Origin of the sequence: Halohasta salina, from assembly GCF_024178165.1 — an archaeon.
Taxonomy (GTDB): Archaea; Halobacteriota; Halobacteria; order Halobacteriales; family Haloferacaceae; genus Halohasta; species Halohasta salina.
Map to the genome: position 1 here is coordinate 583634 of NZ_JAMZIE010000002.1, position 23576 is coordinate 607209.

Sequence of the window (23576 nt, forward strand, 5' to 3'; positions counted from 1 at the left end):
TCACTCACCGGCGCCGGATTCGAACCGACATTCCGAGCGTACCACGGAGTCGGGGTCGTCGGTGCTACTGAAAAACACCTCCATGACGGGTTCCCGATCGCCGGGGTGGACATAGTCGAAGAAGTTCTCTCCGAGAAGGTCATCGGGGTCATGTCCGAGGACGCGCTCGCTGGACCCGCTCACGTAACTGAACGTTCCGTCCGGTTCCAGAATGGACACGACATCGTCCGACTCCTGGACGAACAGTTCCGTTCGGCGCTCCCGCTGACGCCGATCGGTCATATCTCGGACGATCATCGCATAGCCTTGGACCTCCCCATCGTCGGTTTCGAGCGGTGCGACGTGGGTATCGGCGTAGAACTCCGTGCCGTCGGCCCGGACCTGCCAGCCCTCGTGGGCACTCTCACCCGCGATCCGGGCTTGCTGAATCAGTCGCTTGGGGAGCCCCGACTCGCGATCCGTCTCCGGATGCAACTGTCCGACCGACATCCCGATGGCGGCTTCCGAATCGTAGCCGAAGATATTCTGTGCACTTTGGTCCCACGTTTCGATACGGCTAGCTTCGTCGACAATAATGAACGCGTACTCGTCGACACTTTCCGTAAGCAGTCGGAACTGTTCGCGCTCGTCCCGCAGTTGATGCTGGCGTTTGAGGGTATCCAACACTGCGACGAGGTTTCCAACCAACACCTCGATGAGTTTCCGGTCGGTCTTGCTCAGGCCGGGTTGATCGAGAGCACCGACAATGACTGCCCCATGATTCTGAATGGGGAAATACGCAGTCGCGGCCAGTTCCTCACGGTCGATTCCGTCATCGAGATCTGCGAATTCGTTGTGGACGACGGTGTCGCCCGACTCGATTGCTTCCCACAAGGGCGTCCGGCCGCGTTCGATTCGTTCGGGCACCTGCTCTGGCACAGCACCGAGCACCGTATTCTGAACGAGCTCATCTCCGTCACGGAGGTAGATGCCTGCAAGGTCGACGTCGAGTTCTTCGAATAGCACATCGGCGGCCACCGTCGCTGCGTCGTTGACCTCCTCGGTCTGGAGCAACTCCCGTGTCGTCTCGTGGAGCGCCCGCAGCCGTTGCTCTCTAAGCTTTTCTTCGGTGACCTCCTGTTGGATGCCGATGTAGTTCGCCAGCGTGCCCGTCTCGTCGTAGACGGGCGTTACAGACAGCCGGTTCCAGAACAGTTCGCCGTTCCGTCGGTAGTTCCGCAGGTCGACGGTCACGGGTTCTTCATCCATGACCGCCTCACGGAGTGTATCGAGCGCCTGCTGGTCCCGGTCGTCGCCCTGCAGGAACCGACAGTTCAGCCCGACTGCTTCCTCGCGACTGTACCCCGTCTGGTCGACGAACCCCTGGTTGACATATATTATCGGATTATCCGGAGTGTAGGGGTCTGAAATGGTGATGCCGACGTTCGCTTCGTCCATCGCGCGCTCTTTCAGTTCGAGTTCACGTTCGTTCTCGACGCGCTCAGAAACGTCCCGGAACACGCTGTATATAACCGGACCGTCGGGAAGGTCGACGGTGTCGGCAGCGATCTCGACGGGAACTGTCTCGTCGTCGACAGTACAGAGTTTCGGCTGTGTCCCATCGGACAGTTCGGTGATTTGCCCGTCGCACTGAAGTGCCCGCGTGAAGGCTGCCTTGTGGGCCTCGGTCTTGTCGCTGGGATGGAGTTCGGTCAGGTGTCGACCAATGATTTCCTCCTGGGGTTCTCCCCGCAGTGCCGCGGCGGCCGCGTTCGTTTCGACGATCTCGCCAGTCACGTCATCGGCGACGAACACCGGATCCGGGGCGGCCTGAAGCAACGTCTCGTATCGTTCTCGGCTTTCGGCGAGTGCCTGCTCGCGTTGTTTGCGCTCGGTGGCGTCGGTTCCCGTTGCGAGTACTTTCACTGGCTCGCCGTCCTCACAGACTGGAATAGCACGCATGCCGTACCAGGCGACCTCACCGCTTCCGGTGATCACTCTAAAGGCGTCATCCCACTGCTCGCCCGTCTCGATCATCTCGTCTAACCGCTCTTCGACGCGGTCGCGATCATCTGGATGGACGATTTCGGTGAACGCTTCGAGCGTCTCGGGGTTTCGTCCGAAGTTCTCCTGGAACGTCTCGTCCCATACGACCTCGTCCGTCCGGAGGTCCCACTCGGCGATCCCCGTGCCTGTTCCCGAGAGGACCATATCGAGTCGCTCTTGTTGCTCGCGTCGATTGGTCTGAGCGATTTTACGGTCGATCTCGTAGCCGATCCAGCGCTGGAAGAGACTGATCAGTGACTGTTCGGTCTCGCTAAACGACTGTTCTCGTGGCTCCGTCCCGGCGAAACACAGCGTTCCGTACACCTCCCCATCGGCAATAACTTTCCCGCCAATATACGTCTCTAAGTTCAAGAAATCGTAAGCCGGGTCATCATCCCACCCCGCTTCGCCGGCATTTGTGACCGTCACAAGGCCATCACTCTCTATCGTTTTTTACAGTAGGCCTGGGGGAGCGGACACGATTCGCCCGCCTGGAGCAGTTCGTGGGAACCGTGGGCTTCGACGATCGTCTGTGTCCCACTTTCGGTGGTTTCGGTCTCGATATTTGTCAGGTACCCGTACGGGAGATCGAGATACTCGCTCCCAGCCGCCAGTAGGCCGTCGACTTTCTCTTCGAAGGATCGATCAGGGTCCGTCGTTATTTGATAGATGCGCTCGAGGACCGCAACCGTCGCTTCCCGCTCCTGTTCGCGCTGTTTGCGCTCGGTGACGTCGGTTCCCGTTGCGAGTACCTTCACTGGCTCGCCGTCCTCGTAGACCGGGACGCACCGTGATTCGAGCCATGCGAGATCACCGCTGCCAGTGGTCAGTCTGAACGCCCCGCTCCACGGCTCGCCGGTCTCGATCGTCTTCTCTAACCCTGCGTGGATGTCCTCTCGGTCCGCCGAATGGACGAATTCGCCCCATTCTTCGATGGTTTCCGGATCGTGGCCGAACGTCTCTGTGAGTGTCTCGTCCCACGTGAGTTCGTCCGTCCGCAGGTCCAACTCGGCGATCCCCGTGCCAGTCCCCGACAGGACTAATTCGAGCCGTTCGGTCCGGTCTTCGAGCGTCTCACTGAGCCGACGCCGCTCGGTGACGTCCTGTTGGATCCCGATAAAGTTCCGCAACGTCCCCTCGTCATCGTAGACGGGCGTCACCGAGAGTTTCGCCCAGTACGGCGTCCCGTCGGAACGATGGTTGACGACCTCCATCGTCATCGGCTCCTCGGCATCGATTGCCGCGCGGAGCCTCGCGGTTTTTTCGGGGTCGGTCTCCGGACCCTGAAGGAAGCGTGGATTCCGACTGAGAGCCTCCTCACGGGTGTACCCCGTCATCTGTTCGAATCCATTGTTGACGTAGACGAGCGGATTGTCCTCCTGTGTCGGGTCGGTGATCTGGATGCTGACGTTCGTCTCGTCCATCGCCCGCTCTTTGAGTTCGAGTTCCCGTTTCCGCGCCACCCTGTCGGTGATGTCGCGAACGGCACAGACGAGTCGACCGTCGTCGACGATCGTGAGGGAGAGCTCCGCCGGGAACGTCGTTCCGTCGGGTCGACACCCAGTCACTTTGCCACGCCAGCGACCATCAGAGTCGAGTTTCGGGAACGCCTCCGACTCCAGGCGTGCTGCTTCCTCGTTGTCGTACAGTTTCCGCCAAGACTCTCCCAGGAGTTGGTTCGGGCTGTCGAAGCCGTACATATCTGCATGAGTCTGGTCGGCATAGACGTACTCGCCATCCTCGAGAATCGCCACCCCGTCGGCTGATTCTTCGATGGCTTGTTGGAACGATTCGAGCTGTCGACGGCGCTCTTCGCGCTCGGTAACGTTCCGGAGGATGCCAGCAGTCCCCTGGAACTCCTCGTCACCGATCACCACGTGCCGAGTTTCGACGATTTGTCGGCTCCCGTCGGCAGTCTCGAGATCGAACTGTGCCGTCAGCGATCGCGAATCGGTTTCCGCGAGCGCCTTTCGCTGGTCTCTGATTCGTTCGAGATCGTCGGTATCCATCACGACCGACACGTGCTCGCCGAGGATTTCCTGCCCGTAGCCGAACTCCCGTTCCGCGGCGTCGTTGACGAACGTAAACCGGCTTTCGGTATCCAGTGCGTACACCGGGTCCTCGACTGCCTCGATGATGGTTTCGTAGCGTTCGAGTGTCGAGAGCCGACGGTCCCGTTCGATCTGGGTGCCGATCCACTGAGCGATGAGTTTGGCGAACTCGCGTTCGCCCGGCCTAATTGCCTCGTTTCGCGGTGTCTCACTGGAAAAATTCACCGTTCCGTAGATCTCCCCGTCGACAACGACTGGCACACCGAGATACGCTCGGACATCGTCGGCCGCCGGGTGCGTCGAGTAGTCGGTGTCGGCACTGTCGGCAAACGCCAGTGGCTCGGTCGCCCCCTGTTCGACCGTGATCTCACAGATCGTGTCGTCGAGATCGAACACCGTCTCCTGTTCGTCGGTCCCGGTCGTATCGGCCCTGGACTCGATATAGTAGTCCGTTCCGGAGATCCGAGAGAGGATGCCAGTCTCGAGATCGAACTGGTCGCAGCCAAGCGAGAGGATGCGGTCGACCGTCTCATCGAAATCGGTGCTGTGCAGCGTGAGTTCGTGCAGCCGCCGGAGCGCCGTAACGTCGGCGTCGGCCGTCGGCCCCTCGCTCCGGAGCGTCGTGTGACTCTCGTTGGGCTCTCCCTATCTCTCACCCGCGAAGTCGCCATCGGATCGCTCGATACGGTCGACGGTGGCCGCGAGCGTCTCGGCGATTCCGTCGAGGAGATCCACCGCATCCGAATCGAACCGATCGGGCTCCGTCGACCCAACCGAAACGACGCCAAATCGGCCTATGGGGGCGAGCAGTTCGCTCCGGAGCGGCTCCCGGAGGTCGGCGGCCGGCTGCTCGGCGGCAGTATCGTTTCGTCGTATCGCCCCCCGACTCACAGACGGTTTGCAGCACCTCTTCGGACGGTGGATCATGCGTCGTCTCGAAGGAGTTCGGCGAGGTAGCATCGATCAGTGTCGTCTCCGCAGTGGACGACTCATACGAATACACAGCCGCAACCGCGTGATCGAACACCGTCTCGACCGCCTCGAGACAGTGTTCGACGCCCGCTTCGATCGAGTCGACACGATTGAGCGCAGCTGCCATCCCGAGGAGCGTATGTATCGAGTCTGACGGGGGAGCAGAACGTGTCACTAAGAGATATAGGGAGGGAGACAGTAAATAATTTTGTGCGTAGATTATTGAAATATATAATATGTGAACAATTACATATGTATATGTCCACTTACTTACCATCCGGTAACGCACTCGCTAACCTATCAGTTAGATTATTCTTATCCCCCTCGCTCGGTTGGAATACCATGTAATGTCACAACTCACAAAAACGCTGCTCGTGGCGGGTATTCTCCTCGTTGCAGGGGTTTCGGTCGGGACGAGTGCGTTCACCACCGCACAGGTCGACCGGCAAGCGAACGTCGACGTCGTCGCTGACGAGGCTGGACTGCTCGGTCTCACTGATGGGACCTCCGGCGACTTGGTGTTCCAGAACGGCGAGGGCCAACTCGGCATCGACTTCACAGCGGGCACAGCGGGCGGCGCGAACACCAACGCGCTGTTCGAACTCGGCAACCCCGACGATCCAACCAACTCACAGGCGTTCATGATCACGAACAACGACGTCGAGTCCCACGTGATCAACACCGAATACCGGGCTAACACCTCCGATGCCACCACCGAGGACAACCTCAAGTTCGAAGTCTACGACGGCAGCGGGGCCCTCGTCGACACGATCAGCGCCTCGGGGGCGACTGCATCCTGGAGCGCACCGGCGAACACCGCCTACTACGTGGTTGTCACCGTCGACACGGGCCACAGTTCGGACCTGCTCGGCCCGGATGCCGACCTCTCGGGGACGCTCGGCTTCAGCATCGATGACACCGTCGAAGGTGGTGCCTGATCCCACAGCGAGCAGGTACTGAATAGCCGCGTCGACCGCTTCCACGCCCCACCGTCCCCACACCAATGATACAAAAGGCAGGCATCGCTCTCGGGCTCCTCGTGCTCGTAGCGCTTGCTGTGCCGGCCGGTGTGCCCCTTCAGATCTCGTACGTCTCTTCGGATAGCATGTCGCCGACGATCGACACCAACGAAGGGTACGTCCTCGTCCCAGCCGGGACGGTTCACCCGGGCGACGTCATCACCTTCTACTCCGAGGAACGGGCGACGTACGTGACCCACCGGGCGACACAGGTGACCTCTGACGGCATCGTCACCAAAGGCGACGGCAACCCCTCGACCGATCAGGCATCGGGCTACCCCCTCGTCCAGCCGTCCGACGTCTCGGGGAAACTGCTGACGGTTGGCGGACGTCTCGTCGTCATTCCGTACCTCGGAACGCTGCTCGGGGCGATCACGAGCTACTGGTATCTCGTCGTCGGCGCACTCGGTGCCTACCTGCTGTTCGGCGGTTCGGGCTCCGACAGACGACGCACCCGGAAACACGTCCTCCGAAGTCGGGAGATCGTCCTCCCGGTGGTAGTGTTGGTGTTCGTCGCGGGTGTCGTCTTCGTCTCACAGGGAGCCGTCCAGCAGACGACGGTCTATACTGTCACCGAGCAGCCGACGCCCATCCCGTCGACGCTGACCGTCGGCGAGGCGGCAACCGAATCGATCTCGCTGCAGACGACGAAATCGCCGTTCGCGCACGTCGTGACCGAGACCGATGGGATGGAGATCGTTCGGATGACGCCGGAGTCGGGCACGGCTGTCGACAACCAACCACCAAGGGAAGCCACGGGCTGGCTTCCATGGCACCCCTTCGAATCGTCGACACAGCGGATCGAAACCCGGATTCCGGCACAGGAAACCGCAGGGCCACACGCGACGAGTATTCGGATGCACCCCTACCCTGCAGTCCTACCGGGCGAGCTCATCACTCGACTTCACGAGATCCATCCACTGGTTGCGGCGATCTCGACGGTCGGAACCAGCGTTCTGCCGCTGTCGCTGGTCTACTGGCTGTTCGTCGACACGACCGCACCGCTTCGGAGCGGCCGCAGTCGGCTCGAACGAACGCTCGGAGGCCGCCGATGACCGTCGGTCGACGATCACGGTCGCGGTCCCGAAACGGGGGGCACAGTCGGGCACTGGTCCTCCTCGTCGGGCTCGCAGTTGGGCTGCTCGTCGCCGGGTTCGTGGTCGCACCCTCGACAGCGTTTACGACCGGTTCGGTCGACCGCGGAACGGCCGCCCCCGTCGTGAACGATTCGGAGGGGATCCTCGGAATCGACGTGACAGACGGCCTGCAGGCGGGCACCGAGGGCCGGCTCGTCACCGTGACGAACAATCTCAATCGGTCGCTGAGCGTCGACGTCTCGGCGTCGGCGTCGCTGTCGAACAGCCAGGCAACGCTCGCCCCTGGTGACTCGGTGACGACGGCCGCGACCGTCAGCTGTGAGTCGCCGTCGAGCAACCTGGAGATGACGATCACTGCGAGCGCGAACGGGCAGTTCAGCGGGCTTGCGACTCGATATACGCCGGTCGACACGACCGACTGTGTGGACCCGACGCTCGCCTTTGGGACCGTCGAGATCGTCGATCAGACGACGAGCGCGCAGGGCGGGAAAGCAGAATACGCTGTCAGCTACAGTATCCAGAACGATACCGGCTCGTTCGATCGGGTGAGCGTCGACTTCGAGAACCTCGACAAGAATGACGGTGTTGCAACCGTAAGTTCGAGTGCACAGAGCGACACGATCAGCTTCACAAGCGGTGGCCAACGGTTCGGAGAGCGCTTCGAGATCACGGTTCGACTGTTCGACGACACCGGAGAGGTCCAGAGCGAACGGATCGTGATCACCGACACGGCCGACGGCAGTGGTACGATCTACCAGTCACCGTAGACCGGCCGGGAGGCCGTGGCCGACTCCCGCGGCGGAAGCGTCGACCGACTTACCCGGGCGTAAGTAGCCTGCTCACGCCGGAGTTAGCATACGCTTTTTGACACGTATGGCGGCCGTAGTAGTATGGATGTTACACACACGATCGTGGGGGCAATCGGATGACGAGCGATTTGCAGCTTCGGGCGAAATACATCTGCGGCAAGTACTGGCACCGGCTCGTCCCGGCGCTGCTTCTCGTCGGCGTGCTCGCGGTCGCCACGGCCGTCGGTGGCGTGGCCTCGGAACCCGAGCCGCAGCAGGTCACCGTCGAAACCGATTCGATGACCGTCGAGACGACGCTCTCGACCGAGGCGACAGTAACCGGAAACACGTCGCTGTACAACCGGAGCGAAACGCTGACCGACATGCCGGTCTACCTCCGGACGGCGACGCCGGCGGTGGAGTTGATCGCCGTCACGTCGACGCCACCCGACCGGGCCGTCTCGGTGACACAGCAGATCGTCCTCGAACTGTCGGCAACGCGGAACGGGGAGGTCTTCTGGCGGGACAGCCGGACGCTCGCCATCGACAGCCACAACGTGACCGACGGCACGGCACGGACGCAAGTCACACTTGATGTCCAGCAGCTCGCCCGCGACCAGTTGGCGAACGTGACTGCCGAAGCCGGAGATATCGGTACGATCGAAGCACGGGTCTCGGCTATCGCGCTGTACGACTCCGGCAGCTACAGCGGCACGGCGACTGCCGAAACCCCGCTGACGATTACCGACCGGGCATACGAACTCCGGACTCCACAACAGGACCGACAGACCAACACGACGACCGTCCAGCAGGCGGTCGCTGGCGGCGGCACGAGTGGTCTCGTCGGGCCTCGTGGTCGTATCCCTCCGCGTGATTTGGGGGTTGGCCTCGGTGGCCTTGCTGCAATCGGTCTCGCGGGGGGCGTGTTGTACACTGGACGACGGATCGACGATTTCGATGCGTTCCGGCGGCAGTACGAACGGGTGCGATACGTCGAATGGATCTCTCGGGGGACGATCCCGGCGACGGGCAACTATGCTCGCGTGCCGGTCGAAGCGTTGGTCGACCTGGTCGACATCGCGATCGACTCCGAGAAACGGGTCATTCACGACACGAGCAAGGACATCTACGCCGTCGTCGACGGAAACCTGATGTACGAGTATCGTGACGGCGATGACGGGAACACCGACGAGTTCGGGTTCGCAACGTTCGGGGCCTCGACCCCGTCACAGTCGTTCGATCAGGAGCCGGAGCCGATGAGCCCCGACACCGACCAGCCGATCGAATAGGACTCCGTGCAGCTTCCGGCCGGTTTGAGTGTCGTCTGCAAACGCTCGAACTCCGAGGCGACCGTATTCCTGCTCTGTGGTCGACAACACGGGTGAATTCGCCGATCGGAACACCGACACTCTCAGCGATCGGTACTCCCCGCATCGAGGGCTGCGGCGATATCGAGCAGTTGGATGGCGGCCGTATCCCCGATCCGGTAGTAGGTCCACTTGCCCTGCCGGCGCTTCTTGACGAGCCCGGCGTCCTTGAGTTCCCGTAGGTGGCTGGCCACCGTCGACTGCGGTGCATCGAGGACGACCTGTAGCTCGCAGGCACACATCTCGCCGTCGCGCAGCGCATCGAGGATCCGAATCCGGTGTTCGTTCGCGAGGGCTTTGAATACGGTGAGCTGGGCGTCGACCTGCTGGTCGTCCGCGCCGAGATCGAACAGCGACGTCAGCCGGGTTTCGGGATTTTCGTAGAGGCGTTCGAGGGTCTGGCGTGTCGATTCCGGTACGGTATCTGTCATGATGAGATCGTGTCGACGGCGGGTCGACGTTCGAATCGATATTGTTCGGTTCGAATCAAAAGCGTTCGGCTCCTGAATCGGTCAGCGATGACCGACGACGATCCTACAGGATGACGTTGAACAGCAGCCCGATCAGGAGGATTCCCGATGCGAGCGTCGTCGCATAGGCCGCGATCAACTCCTTCTGCATCACCTTCTTGAGGATCATGAACTGCGGCAGCGAGAGCGCCGCGACCGACATCATAAAGGCGAGGCCGGTCCCGATCGGCAGTCCCTTGCCGATCAGGGATTCGACGACCGGAATCACCCCGAGGATGTCGGTGTACATCGGCACGCCGACGGCGACTGCGCCGAAGACGCCCCACTGGCCCGAGAGGTAGGTCTCGACCAACTGTTCGGGGAGGTAGCCGTGGATGAGCGCCCCGACTCCGACCCCGACGATGACGTAGGGAATGATCTCGACGATGATCTCTTTGGCTTCGACGTAGGCCTCTTCGAGCCGTTCACGCCGGGTCGGTTCGTCGATGTCGACCCCCGAGTTGCCGAACTCGAAATCGTCGACGTAGCGATCGAAACCGAGTCGATTGAGCGTGTAGCCGCTGGTCATCCCGATGGTGATCCCGCTGACCGCATACAGCGCGGTCAGTTCCAACCCGACGACCCCCGGCAGCACGACGAGCGCGGCCTCGTTGATCATCGGCGAGACTGCGAGGAACGTGATTGTGATGCCGAAGGGGATGCCCGCCCCGACCATCCCGAGGAAGATCGGGATCGTCGAACACGAACAGAACGGCGAGACGATCCCCATGAGCGCGGCCAGCAGGTAGCCCGTAAAGGCCGTCTTGCCGTCGAGGTAGTCCCGGATCTTCTCCGGCGGGAAGTACGTCCGGAGGTACGTCACTCCGAAGATCACCGCCGTCAGGATGGCGAGGATCTTCAGGGTGTCGTAGACGAAGAAGTGCGCCGCCGCTCTCGGGGCCCCCGTCAGCCCGATGGCGTCGACGACGTACGTTGCGAACCGTTCGAAGACCATCCCGCGTTACAGATGCTCCGTGATGATCGATTCGAGTTCGTCGTCCGAGGGTGTCGAGCCGGCGAACACCATCTCGTCGTCGATCTCGAAGCCGGGCGTCGACATGACGCCCTTCTGTGCCAGTTTCGCCATATCTGGTTCCTTCGTTACGTCCGCGTCGATATCCTTGCGGTCGACGATCTCCTCTGCGGTCTCCTTGAGGTCGGTACAGTTGCTGCAGCCTGAGGGCCCGTAAACGGTGATTTTCATCGTTCTTCTCCCATCGTGGCGGTCGCAATCGGTCGTCGCTCAGTACCGGTCGTGTCGACTGTCATCTCCACCATACGTATCGACAAAAGACGATTTTGCATAAATGCGTTTCGAAGAAATCCGATTTGTACTGACGAGAAAGGGAATCGGTATCCCGGATCCGATCCGGCACGACTGTCACGGAAGACAGGTATCTGTCCGTTTAAAGCGTCTATCTAGCGGTATACGCCGAAAACTGTGCGTCCGTTTCCAGCGAGAGCAACAGCCCAATCGACAAACCGACATTGTATTATTGAAATATTCCGATTCGATGTCGGACCGGCCTGCTGGGGACTAACGAGGTCGAGGCTGTTGCGGTGGATTGTGTTACAGCGGCTGGCCACGTGCTGCGGCCCCGGCACGGTCGGCTCCGAAATCGCGCCCCAGTGGGAGCGACGCGGGTCGTCGACTTCGAACTCGGAGCCACCGGTATCTCCTGCCGCGATCGACCGCACGTGAGCCACCCTGTCGAACTGGATGGGACCGAACCGCGAATCCTTGATGAATCGGAACTCGACCCACAAAATGATCTCACCGTCTGTCAGTGTGGATTTTCAGGGAGGTCCGGATCGACATCCCTTCGAACACCAGCCCTCTCCAATATTTAAACCGATATAAATAACACGGATAAATATAACGAACGTTTATTATGTTTGGAAGCCATCTAGTATGCGAGAACCCGAACCGTCGATCGTTCCTTCTCAGAAAGTACCATGACAAACTACGACGTCTTGCGCGAGTTCGACACGGGAATAACAAACGAGCAGTTGGAGCAGGCGGTCGACCGATCGGGTGACGCTATCGAGGAACTCCGAACCGGGGGAGCACCGATGTCGTATCTCGGGTCCCAAACGTTCCTCAACGAGGATGGATCGATCGGCGCAACGATGTGTCGGTACGACGCGGACTCCGAAGCGACGCTCCGCGAACACAGCGAGCGGGCCGGGCTTGTCGTGAGCAATATCTTCGTCGTCGGCCCCCCACATGTCGGGGTCGCCCCGAAGGTCGGCGTCACGTCGAAGCCAGCCTAAACTGCTGGCCGCACACGACGGAAAAACTATGTCGACGAACACGGCGTGCGGCGACGGCGGTGACCTAGCAACTGCCGTCGCCGGCACCGCAGGCGCTGCCGTAGTCGACGCCGGTCTCCCGGCCGATGGGTTGGATTTCGCCCATGGGTTGTGTAGTCGTTGGTCAAACGAGCCTCGGCTGGTTGGAACCGCCGATCGGAAATCGATGTCGTCTCGTTTCGTAATTATTGAGCAAACATTAAAACGAGCACCTAGACATTTCGATGCCCACGAATCCGACAGTCGACCGGCGGAACCGTAGATAGTTGGCCGACCCACCGCCAAAAACGTCATTCCTGCTCCAGAGCCGCCGCCGACGGCGATCCTGAAACGCCTGAACCCGGACGTGGCTTTCGGACGAGTGTGCGTTCGATCTCGCCTGCGTCGACTGCCTCGGCTCCCGCTGTCCTGTGTGCCGGCCACAGAGTTGATGAAAAACCGCTCAAATGTCGTGTCGTGGAGATGGCGATACAACCGACCGGTCGCTACACAAGAATCAATTCATATTTCGTTCAATTATTTGTATGTCAGCGAGCGACCGGCTCCAGCGGTATCTCACCGACGAACGGGGGAGTTGCACGAACGACGCACTCCAGGAGCGACTCGAAGAACTCGAACAGTTGGATGCGGCCGTCGGCGGCCCCGATCTCGAATCGGATGTCGACCTCCTGTCGGCGATGGCCAACGAAACGCGGTACAAGATCGTTCGCATCGTTCACACGGCTGGCGAAGAGCTGTGTGTCTGTGAGTTCGCGCCACTGCTCGATGTGGGCGACAGTGCGATCAGCCATGCACTGTCACAGCTCACCGACGCCGGGCTCCTCACACGGCGAAAGGACGGCAAGTGGCGCAAATACAACACGACCAACCGGGCGACCGCCATGCTGGTCGCGCTCGACGGCTCCCGATCCGTCGAACCGTAACCGATCGAGCCGTCATCTGTCATCCGTCGAGCCGTGGTCCCTCCATGCTGTCAGACGGCGTCTATTGAGACATATATACACCACATAGAAGTCGTTAATCTGACAGCGGCAGTCGGGGTCGGTATGGGAGACGATTCGACGGCGACCCTTGGATTCGTGTGTGTACAAAACGCCGGGCGCAGCCAGATGTCGACCGCCTTCGCCGAACGCGAGCGTGAACGCCGTGGGCTCGAAGACAACGTCGAGATCATCACCGGCGGCACCCACCCCGCCGACAGCGTTCACGACGAGGTCGTGACCGTCATGGAGGATCACGATATCGATCTCTCGGAGCGGACGCCGCGGGAAGTCTCCACTGACGAACTCGAATCGTGTGATGTCGTCGCCACGATGGGCTGTTCGACGCTCGAACTCGATGCCGACGACGTCGACGTGCGTGACTGGGCACTGGATGATCCCGATGGGCAGGGTCTCGATGGGGTCCGCGCGATCGGGGACGATATCGAACAGCGCGTTACAGACCTGTTCGACGAAGTCGTCACGAACGGATCGTAGTCGTCGACGCAGCCCGGTCCCCCACCGGTCGGTCGTATCCGACCGCCGGTCTCACAGCGCGGGCGTCCCGCCGACGGCCGTCGACCCCTCGCGGAGTTGGACGAAGGCGTCGGCGAGGATGCCGTACGTGACGACGAGCAGCATGGAGTTGATCAGGATCGAGACGTACTGGGCGGCCGTCGGGTCGACCAGCGAGACCACGGTCCCGACGCCGCCGGCGACCGCACCGATGACGAAGACGAGCAACAACAGCCCGAACAGCCGCCAGCGGTTGCCGGTCGCCAGCTCCCAGCTCCGCCGGAGCGCCGCGACCGGCCCGCAGTCCTCGACGCCGACCGCGAAAACTGCGAACTGGAAGCTCACTGCGGCGAAGATCCCCGGAACCAGTAGCATCACCAGCCCGATCGGGATGAGGATCGACAACACCAGCGACACCGCCAGCGTCGACAGAAACGCCCAGCCGAAGCGGCGGCTCACCAGCGACGGCGGGATCGAGCCGAGCGACGAGAGATCACGGGCCAGCAGCCGGGTCGCAACGAAGAAGACGGCGACTCCGAACAGCACCGCGAGGACGGTAATGGCAGCGGCGACCGCCGTCGACACGGGGAAGGTAAAGCCGATCCCACCGGCCGCGTTGGCCTCGCTGACGACTTCTGGCGGGAGGCTTGTGGCGACCAGCGTGTTTATCGCCCCGACCATCACGAACTGGTAGAGGAGCATCGATACGAGCAGGACGAGCCCACTGGCCGAGAGCGTTCGACGCGTCCCCCGGCCGAGGGCCTGGCCGATTTGCAGTCCCATACGCCGCCACTATCCCCCCGCAGTGATAAATCCTGAAACCGGATTTCACGCCGAGAAAACTGCCGACCGACGGGGGGCTACAGCTCGTCGACCCGCTGTAGCTGGTCGGCGTACTCCTTCATCCGGACGAAGTCGACCCGGACCCAGTAGTCGTTGCCGTCGTAGCCGACGAGCCACTCGCCCTCGCGGTCCTCGACGAACACCGCCGGCCGGTCGACGAGCCGGTCGGCGACCCCCTCGAAGGCTTCCGCCTGATCGTCGCCAAGCGTCCCCTGATAGTAGGAGCCCTCCTCGATGACCGACTCGAAGAAGTCGCGTTCGGACTCATCGAGACCCGTGAGTTCGAACCGGTGGGCGGTCCGGAGTTCGCGGCCGAACGCCGCCAGTGACGACGCGCGCTCGGTCGTGGTGTAGCGGTAGACGTCGAGTTCGACCTCGGTCGACCGGACGTCGACGCTGGTGGGATACCCCAGCACCGCGACCGTCTCGTACTCGGGGTCGGGCACGAGCGCCGAGGCCTCGCGCTCGGCGTCGGTGTAGTAGTGTTGGAACGCCGCCTCCGGCAGCGGGCGCTCGGGATCGTCGTCGCCGGCGGCCTCGTCGTACTGCTCGAGTTCACGGACGAAAAGCTGGAGCCGCTGGCGGTCGATCTCGGGAAGGTCGTCGAAGCCGATCTCGGTCTCGCGGCCGTCGTCGTGGGCAGTCAGCGAGACGACGTGTTCGGTTCGGGTCTCGGTGCGGCCGGTCGACTCCCAGTCGAGGTCGTAGACCCTCCCGTCGTGGACGACCGGTCGGTCGACCTGAAACGGCGGCCGGCCCGCCTCGCCGTCACTCGGTGCCTCAGTGCCGTTTGCGGTCGCGTTGCCGACAGTGGCGGCGAACTCGCTGCCGGCGTCGGGCTGGATCGTCGCCCGCCCGGCGATCTCGCGGTCGGACGACACCGGGTCGACGAACATGGCGACGTCGGGGTCGACACAGCCCGCGAACGCGGCGGTCGACCCGGCCGCACAGGCCGCCAGCAGCCGGCGTCTCGAAAGCTGCTCCATACTGACCGACACGGGGCCGGACGGATAACCCTCCGTCACAGTTTCAGTGTCCGAAACGCCGGGGTCCGAACCCACGACGCGGCGGCGGACGATCGGATCAGTCGTCGACCGGTGCCGTGTCGCTCGATCGCCGCCGGAGGAGGGCAACCACGGCCACCGCGAGGGCGACGAGTCCCCAGAGCCGCCGGTTCATCGGTCGGCCTCCTCGGTCGTCGGAGTGCGGAGTTCGAGCGTGGTGTCGACCGCGTAGTAGAGGTTCATTTCACAGCCCTTCTCGGAGTAGACCGTATCACAGACGCGGACGAGCCCGGCGTCGGTGAGCCGGTCGAGGTGGTAGCTGGCGTTCTGGACCGAGGTGTCGACGCGGTCGGCGATCTCGGAGGCGGTCAGCGGCTGTTGGCTGACGCTCAGCAGGATCCCGCGGGCGGTATCGGAGCCGATGGCGTCGAGGACGTCGGTGAACGCCTCGGAGCCGAACCGGACGACCCGCGGCTCCTCGCCCGTCTCCCGGCCGGGATCGGGCCGGGTCGACAGCGTGTGCATCAGCCGGTCACCTCCGGAGCAGCCAGTCGGTCGGTCCGACGGCGGGCCGTCCGTCGGCCCGCCGCCACGATGCCCGGTCGTGAGTCGGTCGGGTGTCGGTGTGTCGGGTACATCTCCGTATCCCGACGTACTGGCGGCTACTGCTTAATGCAGCACGACCAGTTTCAGACCCAGAAACACCGGTTTCCGATGTAGTCACCCCGACAGACCCTTTCGCCCCGCGTGGGTTCCAAGCGGTGGCTATTTGTTTCCGGCGGCTATCAAACGTCGTATCACTGACACCGAGACGACCGACGGCCGGTTCGGCCTCACGCGCCGACGGCTGCTGGCGGCGGCCGGCGGGCTCGTCGGCCTCGGCGGCCTCGGCGCGCTCTACGTGAGAAGCGAGCTCTCGGGGGATTTCGGCCCCTACACCGCCCCCGATGGGTTCCCTGCCATCAGCACACGCGGGCGCGTCGACCCCGCAGTCGACGATCCGGAGTCACTCCCGTCCAGCGAGTCGGGGTCGGCGTCAGCCGACGACCAAGGGTCGGCCGTGGTCGACAAACGAACAGCAGCCGTGGTCGACAAACGAACAGCAGCCGTGGTCGACGGCTCGCTGGCCGAAAAGGGCGATGCGCTCCTGCTGTTCGTCCACGGCTTCGGCACCGACGACGCGACCGCCCGCGATCAGGCCTTCGCAGCCGCGACCGGGCTCGAATCGATCCGACCGCTGCCCGTGGTGGCCTACAGTTGGGATGCCGATCGGGAGTGGGAACCCGCCAAGGCGATGGCCGACGCCAACGGCCCGGTGTTGGCCGACTGGCTGATCGAGTGGGCCGACACCGACGGTCGACCGGTCCACGTCGTCGGCTACTCGCTGGGCGCGCGGGTGGTCTGCCGGGCGCTGTTCGCGCTGGCGCTGGCCGGTCGTGGCGACGCTGCGGCCTCGGTGTCGCTGCTCGGCGGGGCGATCCCCCACGACAGCGTCGCACGCGATACCCCATACGGCGAGGCGATCGACGAACTCGACGTTCCGGTGACCAACTTCCACAACGCCGACGACCGCGTCCTCGGCTGGACCTATCGCCTCTCGGATCGTACACAGGCGGTCGGCGAAACCGGCATCGCCGACCCCGAATCGGCCCCCGCCGGCTACACGGACGTCGACGTCACCGAGGCCGTCCCGGATCACTACTCGTATTTCGAGCCCGACGAGGGCTGTCTCCCGCAGCTCGCCGCCCGGCTGCCGCGGTGAGGATCTCGGGACGAGACACGTCGCCTGTGTTTATGTGTCGACCGGTCGAATCGGCGAACGATGAACGCCCAACGTGGCGTCCTCCTCGCGCTGATCGCCGGCCTGCTGGTGCTCTCCGTTCAGTTGGTCCAGCCGTACCTCTCGTTTATCATCGGGGCGTTGCTGTTGGCCTACGTGCTGGCACCGCTCCAGAGTCGCCTCGAAGACCGGCTGGGGCCGACGGCCGCCGCCGGGCTGTTGGTGGCGGCGGCGACGCTCGCGCTTCTGGTCCCGTTTACGGTGCTTGTGATCACCGTCGCCGGCGAGACGGTGACGATCGCCCGACAGTTGGCCGGCGGCGATCCGCTCGCCCAGTTGGACGGCCCCGAGGCGTGGCTCGAAGCCCGGTTCGCCGGCGAGGTCGACCTCGCCGCGGAACTCGGCAGCCGGCTGGAGGGGCTCGCCGAGACGGTGTTGGGGACCGCGCCGGATCTGGTCGCCGCGTTGACCCACATCAGCGTCGGCCTCGGGCTGTCGGCGTTCCTGCTGTTCTACCTGCTTCGGGACGGCGACCGACTGTTGGGGTGGCTCCGACGGATGACGCCGCTACCCGACCCGGTCCAGACGCGACTCTACGACCGCGTCGACAACATGACCCGCGCCGTGCTGTTGGGGCACGTGCTGGTGGCGATCATACAGGGGGCGATCGCCGGCGTCGGGCTGCTCGTGGTCGGGGTTCCGAACGTGCTGTTTTGGACCGTGGTGATGATTCTGCTGGCACTGTTGCCGTTCATCGGGACGTTTCTGGTCTGGGGGCCGGCGGCGCTCTACCTGCTTTCGACCGGCGAGACGCTGACCGGGGTGCTGTTGATCGGCTACGGGACCGTCGTCGTCGGCGTCTCCGACGAGTACCTCCGGCCGCTGATCGTCGACCGGTACGCCGAGATCAGCCCGGCGGTGATCGTCGTCGGCGTCATCGGCGGACTGTCGGCGTTCGGTGTGATGGGGCTGTTCATCGGGCCGATCATTGTCGGCGCGCTCAAAGCCACCATCGAGGTCTTCGACGAGGAGTACGACCAGTTGTAGGCCGGCGGTCAGTCGAGTTCCTCGCCGAGCAACTGTTTGGAGGCGGCCTCGGCGTCGCCCTTACCGGTCGCGGAGTTCGCCAGCAGTCGACCGCCGATCTCGGCGGGGCTGATCACCCGGTCAGCACCGGCCCGGCGGAGTTTGGCGACGTTCTCCCGCTGCATGGCCGCCGCGAGGATCTGCAGGTCGGGGTTGAGCTGTCTGGCGGTGAGGATGGCCAGCGCGTCTTGGGCGTCGTTTTCGGTGGCGACGATGACCGCTCGGGCGTCGGCGATCCCGGCGCGTTCGAGCGGTTCCTCGTCGCTGGGGTCGGCGGTCAACACGGGGATCTCGCGGTCCGAAAACCGGCGGGCGGCGGTTTCGTTCGTGGTGATGACCGCAAAGCTCGTCGCGTCGAGGTGTTCGATGATCGGTTCGGTCAGATCCCCGTAGCCGAGGATCACGACGTGGTCGTCGAGGAGGTTGAACTGGCTGTCTGTCATGCGTCCGAGTGCTTTCGAGAGTTGGGCTTCGATGGCGGGCGTCAGCAGGACACCGAGGGCGACGGCAAACGCCGCGACGTTGATCAACAGCACCGAGATGGAAAACAGCTTGCCGAGTTCCGAGGCCGGTGCAGCCGTCACGTCACCGTAGCCGACGGTGCTGGCGGTGACGATGGTGTAGTAGAAGGCGTCGGTGAGGGTGACGATCCCGTCGAACTCCTCACGGAGCGCATAGGAGCCGAAGGTGCCGTACGACAGCGCCGTCACCAGCGCGACCCCCGCCGCGAGCTGGGTCGGCGATGGCGAGACCGTCCGGTCGAACCGCTGGCGGTTGTAGATGAGCGCCGGCACCGACACCACCGACACCGCGACCAGCGGTACCGAGTACGGCGAGACCTGCAACAGCCCCTGTATCACGGTCACCGGCAGCAGGACCGCGGTGGCGTACCAGCCGACCCGGAACCGCTGTTTCAGGGCGTAGGCGCTGCCCAGCATCGAAAACCCGGTCAGCGTCCCGGTGAAGCCGACCGTTCGTCGGACGGCCGCCGGGACGTACATCGCCAGCGGGCTGTCGACACCCCCCGTCGAGATGTGGACGAGGCCGACGATGATCGAGAGGATCGCGACCGCGAACGTCAGCAGGATCGACGCCCGGACGGTCACCCAGTCGTGTGTCCACCGCATCGCTCACAGCTACCTCAGCAGGGTATTAATAGTCGCGGACTGACGGGCGAAGAGTTGGATTTTTCACGACAGACTGCCCTGAGTGAGATATGGCCACACGTAGCTCCGCGACCCGATGTGGACCGCTCCCCGAGGCCGTGCCGTTGGATCTCGAACACACGACGCGGCTGAGCTGGGAACTCGGCTCCCGTGTCGTCGACGACGAGGCCGCAGCCCTCGACGGTCGGTGGCGGCAGGCGGAGGCCGGCTGGGGCCTCAGCGTCTACCGTGTCACCAACCACACCGACATCCTCAAAGTACGGACACCGGTCGGCCGCGAACAGTTCTACGGCGTCACCCGCACGGAGTTCACTACCGCCGTCTCGACGCTGGAGGCCGCCGACCGCTGGCAGCAGGTCGCATAGTCACGGCCGTCGACCGATCATTTAAGCGACACGCCCACCAGAGGCGACCATGGCCGCGCTTCCGTTCGAGATTCTGCTGGGGATCTATCTGGGTGTGCTGACGGGGATCGTGCCGGCGGCGATCGCCGGCGCGCTCGGCTTCCTGTTCAAATACGTCACCGACGTGTCGATCCCCAGCTTCGGGGTGGTCGTCCTCGCGCTGGGGATCGCGGGGGTCAACGGCGGGCTGATGGCGCTCACCGACGAGCAGATCCGCAGTGCGGAGAACGCGGTGGTGCTGGTGACCGCGATCATCGTCGTGCTCATGCTCGCGCTGTACGCCCACGCCCGCGGCGATAGCCTCGGTAGCAGCCTCCCCAGACGGTTCTCGCTGGGCAGCCTCGGCAGCCGGACGCTCAACACCGACGTGATCGAACTCGTCGAGGGCCGGAATCAGGTACGCGTCCGCGTCGACGGCGACGTGGGCGACATCGAGGGGTATCCGGCGCTGTCGCCGGCCCTCCGCAGCGAGATCACCGCCGGTCGGTGGGCGTTTCCGGCCGACCTGCCGCTGGCCGAACTGGAGCGCCGGTTCGCCGACCGGCTGCAGTCGGCGTTCGATCTGGCCGCCGTCAACGTCACGATCGACCGGCGGGGCCGGGCGACCGTCGCTGCAGCCCCGCCGACCGGCAGCACCTCCAGACGGGTTCCCGCGGGCAAGCGGGCGGTGTCGGTGGCCGCGCTCGTCCCGACCGGACTGACCCGCGGGGCATCGGTCCGGCTCGTCACCGCCGCGACGAGCGTGGCCGGCACGGTGATCGCCGCCCGGTCGACGCCGCCGCCGGCCGATCCGGCAGTCGAGACCGACGGCGGCGAGCCGGTCGCCCCGCCGGCCGCCCCGCCGACCGCCGCGACGACGACCGGCGGCGAGGGGCGGGTGACCGTCGCAGTCGACCGGACGGCGGCGTCGGCGCTGCTTGCGGCCGACCAGCCGCAGGTCGTCGTCGCCCCGCGGGGGACCCGGCGGGAGTTCGAACTCGTCGGGCTGCTGCGTCGGTCCGGGGTTCGGTTCGCCACGGTGACCCTCGCCCCCGACAGTGAGTTCGCCGGCCACACCATCGGTGACCTCGATCTGCGGGACCGGTACGGCGCGGTGATCGTCGCGGCCAAAGGCGACCACTGGCAGCTCGCCCCCGACACCGAGTACCCGCTTTCGACCGGCGACAGCCTCTATCTCGCCGGGAGCCGCCAGTCGCTGGCCGCGGTCAGGGAGGCAGCCGAATGAGTGCCGTGCCGGCGGCGATGCTGTTACAGACCGGGATCCGGTTCGAGCAGCCGTCGGTCGCGGCGGCCAGTCTCGTCGTCCTCGCCCTGCTGTCGGCATCGACCGCCGGCGGGGTGACGGTGGCCTACCGGTGGTATTTCGGGGCGCTCGTTCCCAAGGGAGTGGCTGTCGTCTCGGGGGTGGCCGTCGTCGCCCTCTACATCAATACGGTCTCGCTGGGGGCGGTCGTCGGCCAGCGGTCGGTCGACCTCTTCCGGCCCGGCGTCGTCGGGTTCAACGTGGTCGCTCTCGGGGTTGCGGCGGCCGCCGCGCCGGTGGGACGGCGACTCGGTGCGGCAGTCGCCGGCGAACTGTTGGCACTGGTCGGCATCGAGGCCCGCGACGTCGAGGTGGCAGCGATGGTCCGGTCGGTGGGGCGGTCGACGACGATCGAACTCCCCGCCGAGATCGAGGACATCGAGGGGTACGATCCAGTCGCCGACGAGACCAAAGCCGACCTCGCAGGCAAGCGACTCGTCTTCCCCCGGCGACTCACCGTCGACGAACTCCGATCGCGGCTGGTCGATCGGCTCAAAACCGACTACAGCGTCGGCTTCGTCGACGTCGATCTCACCGCCGAGGGCGGCGTCGACTACCTCGCGGTCGGCTCGCGGGCAGCGGGTCTCGGCGCGACGATCACTCCGGGGACGGTCGGGGTTGCGATCCGTGCGGATCCGCCGCACAACGCCGCCGCGGGCGATCAGGTGCAGGTGTGGTCGGCCGGCGACGCCCCCGAACGGCTCACGACCGGTGAACTCCGGGGCGTCGCCGGCGAGACGGTGACGCTGGCGGTCGACGAGGGCGACGCCGAGGTGCTGTCGCCGGCCGAGCAGTATCGGCTGGTGACGCTGCCGGCCGAGCCGCAGCCCGACCGGGAGTTCGCCACGCTACTGGGCCGGGCCGACGAGACGATCGGCACCGTCACCGTCGAGGCGGGGAGCCAACTCGTCGGCGAGACGCCGGCGGCCATCGGGGGCACCGTGATGGCGATCGAGCCGGCAGCCGAGCCACTGATCGCCCTGCCGGCATCCGATCGCCCCATCGAGTCCGGCGACACGATCTACGTGCTGGGCCGCCCGGAGCTGTTTCGGCAACTCGAAACGCGGGCGTCGACGCCGGAGCCGGCGACCGACAACGACGCCACGCAGTCGGACGCCGACACCGATGCCGCTCCGGCAGACGAGTCGGCCGACAGTGCGAAGGGTGGCCGGGAGGCCGCAGGGTCGGCCGACCACGACGGTAGGGCGTCGTGACGCAATTCTCATACCGACCGAGCCGCGAGTTGCGGTATGCACTGGAAGCTGTTCGCGGATCTCGCGGAAGTAGCCGGCGACCGTGAGGTCGACGTCGACGTCGAGGCCGACGCGCCGACCGTCGACGACGCGCTTTCCGCCCTGTTGGACGCCTACCCGGCGCTCGAACCACGGGTTCTGACCGACGCGGGGAAGCTCGAACCGCATCTGAACCTGCTGAAAAACGGCGAGCAGATCGGCGAGCCGGGACTGTCGACGCCGGTCGACGAGGGCGACGAGCTGGCGCTGTTCCCGCCGGTCAGCGGCGGGTGAGCGGGCGACCGGGGCGGCGTGGGCGCTGCCAATCGAGCCGCGGGCGCTCGCAGTCGTGGCCGACCCGGATCTGGTCGACTATAGAGACACACAGGGGTGGACGGACACGAACGGGGTCGTTTCGGCTGTAAAATTTATATTCCCTGTCTCCCAACGCAGTAGTAGTGGCATCCCGACAGCACGGTCCGGGTGTCAGCGAGACATCGGGACTGGGGTCACTCCCCGAACCGGCTGCGTACGCCGAAACGACCGGCCTCACACGGTCGAGTGCCGAAACACCCGCTCGCAGGCGGTCGCCAGAAGATCCGCCGCTTCGGAACCCCTCGTTGTATGCGCAAACCGACCACTTCCGCGAGCGACTGCACCAGCAGGGTCGCTACGTGTCGGTACCGATCGTCAGCGAGGCGATCACCGACGGCCAGATCCGCTGGAACACCACCGACGGCTGGCGCTTTGCGCTCACGAAGGCGGGGATTCGGTATATCGTCGTCGTCAGCGACACCGAGACGGCCTCGCCGGTCGTCGTCACCGGCTGGACCGAAGTCGACGACTGGGAGACCGCGATGGACTCCGATCGGTGGCACGCGACCGACGTCCATACCATCAAGCTCCGGGCGGATCTCAGCGACAACCACGACGACCAGATTCCGGATCTGATCCGCCCCCGGATCGTCACGCGCGCCTTCGAGATCGGTGGCCATCGCGTGACGACCGAGGCCGGCGAGGGATCGGTCGAGTGTGTCGACTGCGGCGGCCGGTTCCGCTCGAAGGCGGAACTCTGCCGCCGACACTGCCGGTCCTGACCGGCGTTCACAACCGGTTTGTCG

At 64.3% G+C, this 23576-nt stretch carries 24 protein-coding genes; 14 read left to right on the forward strand and 10 right to left on the reverse strand.

Translation table 11 applies throughout. From position 1 onward, the window contains the following. From NKJ34_RS06930 to NKJ34_RS06940, 3 genes are all read right to left on the reverse strand, one after another. Complete coding sequence (locus NKJ34_RS06930) at positions 1-2349, reverse strand: PAS domain S-box protein (protein WP_253737552.1); 2349 nt, start codon at positions 2347-2349, stop codon at positions 1-3. Between the two features lie 119 nt (positions 2350-2468). After that, positions 2469-4643 (reverse strand): PAS domain S-box protein, encoded by a 2175-nt coding sequence (locus NKJ34_RS06935; RefSeq protein ID WP_321169445.1) that lies wholly within the window; start codon positions 4641-4643, stop codon positions 2469-2471. A gap of 78 nt (positions 4644-4721) precedes the next feature. After that, on the reverse strand, positions 4722-4967 hold the full coding sequence (locus NKJ34_RS06940) for a GAF domain-containing protein (protein WP_253737553.1): 246 nt from the start codon (positions 4965-4967) through the stop codon (positions 4722-4724). Between the two features lie 428 nt (positions 4968-5395). Here NKJ34_RS06940 and NKJ34_RS06945 point away from each other — a divergent pair, with 428 nt between their 5' ends. The 4 genes from NKJ34_RS06945 to NKJ34_RS06960 all read left to right on the forward strand — a co-directional run bounded on the left by NKJ34_RS06945 (position 5396) and on the right by NKJ34_RS06960 (position 9241). Further along, complete coding sequence (locus NKJ34_RS06945; RefSeq protein ID WP_253737554.1) at positions 5396-5986, forward strand: hypothetical protein; 591 nt, start codon at positions 5396-5398, stop codon at positions 5984-5986. Positions 5987-6051: 65 nt separating this feature from the next. Further along, positions 6052-7122 carry a signal peptidase I gene (locus NKJ34_RS06950; RefSeq protein ID WP_253737555.1) on the forward strand — a complete coding sequence of 357 codons (1071 nt, stop codon included), beginning with the start codon at positions 6052-6054 and terminating at the stop codon, positions 7120-7122. Beyond that, positions 7119-7931: a hypothetical protein gene (locus NKJ34_RS06955; protein ID WP_253737556.1), complete on the forward strand. Its 813-nt coding sequence runs from the start codon at positions 7119-7121 to the stop codon at positions 7929-7931. Before NKJ34_RS06950 ends, NKJ34_RS06955 begins: the two co-directional genes overlap by 4 nt. A 158-nt stretch (positions 7932-8089) precedes the next feature. Continuing rightward, positions 8090-9241 (forward strand): DUF5305 family protein, encoded by a 1152-nt coding sequence (locus NKJ34_RS06960; protein WP_253737557.1) that lies wholly within the window; start codon positions 8090-8092, stop codon positions 9239-9241. A gap of 122 nt (positions 9242-9363) precedes the next feature. On the opposite strand, the gene NKJ34_RS06965 is transcribed toward NKJ34_RS06960, so the two are convergent. From NKJ34_RS06965 to NKJ34_RS06975, 3 genes are all read right to left on the reverse strand, one after another. Then, positions 9364-9750 (reverse strand): ArsR/SmtB family transcription factor, encoded by a 387-nt coding sequence (locus NKJ34_RS06965; protein WP_253737558.1) that lies wholly within the window; start codon positions 9748-9750, stop codon positions 9364-9366. Between the two features lie 103 nt (positions 9751-9853). Further along, positions 9854-10783, reverse strand: a complete 930-nt coding sequence (locus NKJ34_RS06970; RefSeq protein WP_253737559.1) for a permease — start codon at positions 10781-10783, stop codon at positions 9854-9856. 6 nt (positions 10784-10789) lie between these two features. Continuing rightward, positions 10790-11032 (reverse strand): thioredoxin family protein, encoded by a 243-nt coding sequence (locus tag NKJ34_RS06975; protein WP_253737560.1) that lies wholly within the window; start codon positions 11030-11032, stop codon positions 10790-10792. A gap of 752 nt (positions 11033-11784) precedes the next feature. Between NKJ34_RS06975 and NKJ34_RS06980 the strand changes: the two genes are divergently transcribed. The 3 genes from NKJ34_RS06980 to NKJ34_RS06990 all read left to right on the forward strand — a co-directional run bounded on the left by NKJ34_RS06980 (position 11785) and on the right by NKJ34_RS06990 (position 13619). After that, positions 11785-12102 carry a nickel-binding protein gene (locus NKJ34_RS06980; RefSeq protein WP_253737561.1) on the forward strand — a complete coding sequence of 106 codons (318 nt, stop codon included), beginning with the start codon at positions 11785-11787 and terminating at the stop codon, positions 12100-12102. Positions 12103-12665: 563 nt separating this feature from the next. Continuing rightward, entirely contained in the window at positions 12666-13064 is a 399-nt protein-coding gene (locus NKJ34_RS06985) for an ArsR/SmtB family transcription factor (protein WP_253737562.1), read from the forward strand. A 123-nt stretch (positions 13065-13187) separates the two neighbouring features. Further along, a complete protein-coding gene (locus NKJ34_RS06990; protein WP_253737563.1) occupies positions 13188-13619 on the forward strand; it encodes a low molecular weight phosphatase family protein in 432 nt (143 codons plus the stop codon). 51 nt (positions 13620-13670) lie between these two features. Here the strand turns inward: NKJ34_RS06990 and NKJ34_RS06995 are convergent, their stop codons facing one another. The 3 genes from NKJ34_RS06995 to NKJ34_RS07005 all read right to left on the reverse strand — a co-directional run bounded on the left by NKJ34_RS06995 (position 13671) and on the right by NKJ34_RS07005 (position 16009). Next, positions 13671-14420 (reverse strand): DUF7847 domain-containing protein, encoded by a 750-nt coding sequence (locus tag NKJ34_RS06995; protein ID WP_253737564.1) that lies wholly within the window; start codon positions 14418-14420, stop codon positions 13671-13673. A gap of 77 nt (positions 14421-14497) precedes the next feature. Continuing rightward, positions 14498-15466: a hypothetical protein gene (locus tag NKJ34_RS07000; protein ID WP_253737565.1), complete on the reverse strand. Its 969-nt coding sequence runs from the start codon at positions 15464-15466 to the stop codon at positions 14498-14500. A 189-nt stretch (positions 15467-15655) separates the two neighbouring features. Beyond that, positions 15656-16009: an ArsR/SmtB family transcription factor gene (locus NKJ34_RS07005; RefSeq protein ID WP_253737566.1), complete on the reverse strand. Its 354-nt coding sequence runs from the start codon at positions 16007-16009 to the stop codon at positions 15656-15658. A gap of 244 nt (positions 16010-16253) precedes the next feature. On the opposite strand from NKJ34_RS07005, the gene NKJ34_RS07010 reads away from it, so the two are divergent. Beyond that, positions 16254-17246: a DUF726 domain-containing protein gene (locus NKJ34_RS07010; protein WP_253737567.1), complete on the forward strand. Its 993-nt coding sequence runs from the start codon at positions 16254-16256 to the stop codon at positions 17244-17246. Between the two features lie 60 nt (positions 17247-17306). Beyond that, positions 17307-18311, forward strand: coding sequence for an AI-2E family transporter (locus tag NKJ34_RS07015; RefSeq protein ID WP_253737568.1), 1005 nt, complete (start codon positions 17307-17309; stop codon positions 18309-18311). A gap of 8 nt (positions 18312-18319) precedes the next feature. Here the strand turns inward: NKJ34_RS07015 and NKJ34_RS07020 are convergent, their stop codons facing one another. Then, entirely contained in the window at positions 18320-19477 is a 1158-nt protein-coding gene (locus tag NKJ34_RS07020) for an NAD-binding protein (protein WP_253737569.1), read from the reverse strand. A gap of 89 nt (positions 19478-19566) precedes the next feature. Here NKJ34_RS07020 and NKJ34_RS07025 point away from each other — a divergent pair, with 89 nt between their 5' ends. The 5 genes from NKJ34_RS07025 (at position 19567) to NKJ34_RS07045 (ending at position 23552) form a co-directional block, all read left to right on the forward strand. Next, positions 19567-19881 (forward strand): hypothetical protein, encoded by a 315-nt coding sequence (locus tag NKJ34_RS07025; protein WP_253737570.1) that lies wholly within the window; start codon positions 19567-19569, stop codon positions 19879-19881. Between the two features lie 49 nt (positions 19882-19930). Next, positions 19931-21145, forward strand: a complete 1215-nt coding sequence (locus tag NKJ34_RS07030; protein WP_253737571.1) for a TrkA C-terminal domain-containing protein — start codon at positions 19931-19933, stop codon at positions 21143-21145. Next, entirely contained in the window at positions 21142-22437 is a 1296-nt protein-coding gene (locus NKJ34_RS07035) for a DUF8167 domain-containing protein (protein WP_253737572.1), read from the forward strand. The genes NKJ34_RS07030 and NKJ34_RS07035 overlap by 4 nt, the downstream gene beginning before the upstream one ends. Positions 22438-22473: 36 nt before the next feature. After that, entirely contained in the window at positions 22474-22749 is a 276-nt protein-coding gene (locus NKJ34_RS07040; protein ID WP_253737573.1) for a ubiquitin-like small modifier protein 1, read from the forward strand. A 164-nt stretch (positions 22750-22913) separates the two neighbouring features. Next, complete coding sequence (locus tag NKJ34_RS07045; RefSeq protein ID WP_253737574.1) at positions 22914-23552, forward strand: hypothetical protein; 639 nt, start codon at positions 22914-22916, stop codon at positions 23550-23552. The last annotated feature ends 24 nt before the right edge of the window (positions 23553-23576 follow it).